Below are 3,207 nucleotides of genomic sequence, written 5' to 3' on the forward strand. Positions count from 1 at the left end.
TGGTTCCGTCGAGCCTCATCGAAAAGATGCCCACCGGCATCGCGTTGAAGTTCTCCCGGAACCGCTGAAGGGCGCTGACGGCGCTGCGTTCGGCTGAGAGGCGGGCGCGTCGCTCGGCCTGCATTCTCTGCGCAAGCGTTATCCCGAGCATCAAGGCCGACGCCACCGATGTGATTTGACTGCCCGCGATATCGTGGAACGTGCGGGCTAGCCCCATCGAGAATGCGATCTGCGCGATCGACCCCGTCAGTGTTATGACCCACGATCCGATGTACCAGCCCAAAGCTCGTGACGGCGCTCTAAACGTGAGAACAGAAAGTACCGCGAAGACCGCGAAGATGGTTACACCGCTCAGCGCCCACAGTAGCTTGATGGAGTGATTCGCCTCGAGGAAGACAGCCGGTAGGAACATCAATATGGTTCCAAGCTGCAGCGCCTTGATCAGCGCCCGGAGTCGGACTCTCTCCAACTCCTTTCCAAAGAGCGCCTCGAAGAGTGCTAGCGAGATAAGGCTGTGCGCAATGTAGGTCAGGCGCAAGAAAGCTTGAAGTGAATCCCCGCTCAAAGGGATACCGAGCCAGTATGGGTCCCAGTCTCCGTTGTAGGCTGCGATCCGGAGGCTAGTGACAAGCCACGCGGAATACAGGAAGAAGGTCTTGTCCCGAATGAAGATCGCCACGACCAGGCTGAAGAACGAGACCATGAGGAGCGAACCAAAGAGGAGCCCGCCATTTCGCTCGAATAGGAATTCACGTGACGTAATCTCGTTCCCTGATCTCAACGACGTCTGAACTCGATTGATCGAGACCGGCTCTACGCGCCCAAGCACGACAATTTGGTCGCCTTGGCCCTGAGGAAGCTGAATGGCGAGGCCGTTGCGAAGTGACGACCAATCAAGGTCCGCGGCGAGAATCTTTCCAGCCGAGTCGAGCGCCCAGAATCGCGCGGTCCGGGCGCGCAAGGACTCGAGAGCGAGACGCTTTCCTTCGATTGGTCCTTGCCCCGAAAGATCAATCCGGATCCAGACAGTGCGGAATTGCAGGCTTCCGCCTTTTTCCAAGCGAATCGCCTCGGGAGTCGCGAATCTGGCCGATGCTTCGTCGGGACGAAGCCGGTTATTCGGGTCTGGCAGGACGAGACCAACGGAGTCGGGGAGGTATCTCGCTTGTTTGCTGTTCGAGACAACGTAAGCCACCCCGAGGCAGGCGATGCTTAGCACGATGACAGCGGTGATGAGGCTGAAACGGGAGCGCACCCGATCAGTCCACACCGTGAGTCGTCTTTGTCTGGGTAGTCTCAGTCTCTTTGCCGAGGTCATGGCAGCCGTTTGCCTCGGCAAAACCCGAGGACTCCCCAAAAAATACCGTTCGGTTCCCCTGGTGGCCGGCCCGGTCGGACAGGCGGCACAAGGTCAAGGGCAGACGGCGTTGCACCGCCGAGACGTTAGGAGCCCTTGAGGTCCGTTGCGAGGAGCAGACGGCCTGCGGTTGGCGGTTACCTCAGTCTGGATTCAGACTGCCATGATCTGGAAGGCTTCCGGCAAGAACCCCTCGCGGATGCTGCGGCGAATGCGGGATTGCCTTGGCGTGGCCCAGGAACTACTGACTGACGTGAAGATCTCGATGTCGGGATGCACCTTCCGAACCATGAAGTCGTAGAGCGGGTGGCGGGTCCCGCGCCACTTGTGTTCGGCCTCGAGGACGTCGAAATATAGGGGTCGGACGTCAACCTCGCCGAAATCGTCCGGTCGCCGCAGCTTCGTGCCCTCTGGCAGGATGTCGAGAAACCCCAGTCGTACGAAGTCGCGGTCCACGGGTTCGCGCGCAACCGCAAGGATCCATGAGATCTGCGTCGCGAGGCAATATCGATACAGTGCTTTGAATAAGGCGAGTTTGACCGATGAGCCATTCGGCCCACTGACGACCGCCAATCGGGTTACATACGCGATTGCTGCGCCTCTGAGAAACTCCGGGAGTGTCAAGATCCGTTCGAGGTATGTGGGTCCGTCAAAGTTCGTATGTATCCGTAGCGTTCCGACTGCTTCCCCCGTGACCTTGGACTCAGCCAATAGAACAAGTGAGCTACGTTCGACGTCATCAGGTTCGATAACTCGGAGAGCGTCGGCAAACCCAGGAGTATGCCGGCCATACGCTTCTGCCCGTACCTTGATCGCCTTGGTGAGTTGGTTCTCAGTTCTCACCAGCCGAACCCTGATTGGTAGCGATTCTCCAGGGCGAATGTAGAGAGTCCCAGAGTCTCTCCCCCGAGCTCCGCTTGCCAACGCACTGTTTAGCGGTGTCTGGTCTTCGTAAGATCCCAGCATTTCCTCTCCAATGGTGACGAGACATCCACCCGGGTTCAGGAGAGCATGGTCTCCATTCGGTCAGGACCTCCGCCATGCCACCCTCTGCCATGCCACGCTCGGACGGATTAGGACAGAAGGCTTATCAAGGGTAACCACGAACAGCATATGCTTCAAGGTCCCCGCCGTAGCAAGCGTCTGGCGAACGTCGAAATCGATTCGCTTGGACTACCAAGGTCTATGACCCCGGTTGGCACCGGATATGACGCGCGTGATCGGCGAAGGCTCGCCTGATTCAGTGACAAGGTGACACATGTGGAGTGCGTTGAGAGTACCGACCCCGTTTGCGGAGCCGGCTGCGGAATCCGACTTCCTGACGGAATTCAGAGAGTCGGGTTTGCGGCTGGCGAAGATTGCTTTTGTTGTGGCCGCGTTCTTGGCGTTCGCGTTCTGGGTTGTACTTGCGATTGCACCAACTGCCAGTCAGGCATCCGCTTCACGCCAGTCGGTGCGACTCATCCTGTTCGTGTTTCTGGTTGCAGTTGCCCTTCACCTCCACTTCAATCGGGCTTGGGCAATAAGGTCGTTCCGCAACAGCATCGGAATCCCGATGGCAGGGGCCTGTCTTGCGGTGGGCTCAATGGGGTTTCTGCCGTTGGACTCGGGAATCATTGGTCTCAACAGATTCCCGGTCGCAATGACGCTGACATGCTGGCTGTGCTACGGATTCACGCGGTTACCGGTCAAAATCGTCGCAGTCGCATGCATCCCTGCATCCCTGATTACGTTAGTTGGGTCAGCGCGACAAGGTGACGATCACGTCGTAGCACTCGGCATCTATCTGTGTGTTGCCAACCTCATCGGCTGGATCATGTCCGTCGAGATCGAGCGCCGCGAGCGGGCAC

At 58.3% G+C, this 3,207-nt stretch carries 3 protein-coding genes; 1 reads left to right on the top strand and 2 read right to left on the bottom strand.

Annotation, left to right across the window (positions count from 1 at the left end; all coding sequences use genetic code 11):
• The coding region (locus tag PKC29_15490) for a 7TM-DISM domain-containing protein (protein HML96813.1) at positions 1-1,318 on the bottom strand (1,318 nt) is incomplete at its 3' end.
• Between the two features lie 192 nt (positions 1,319-1,510).
• Positions 1,511-1,930 (bottom strand): hypothetical protein, encoded by a 420-nt coding sequence (locus PKC29_15495; GenBank protein ID HML96814.1) that lies wholly within the window; start codon positions 1,928-1,930, stop codon positions 1,511-1,513.
• A gap of 769 nt (positions 1,931-2,699) precedes the next feature.
• Here PKC29_15495 and PKC29_15500 point away from each other — a divergent pair.
• On the top strand, positions 2,700-3,207 hold a 508-nt coding region (locus PKC29_15500; GenBank protein ID HML96815.1), incomplete at its 3' end, for a hypothetical protein.

This window comes from Thermodesulfobacteriota bacterium, from assembly GCA_035325995.1.
In the GTDB taxonomy this organism is placed as follows: Bacteria; Desulfobacterota_D; UBA1144; order Nemesobacterales; family UBA2774; genus JADLGH01.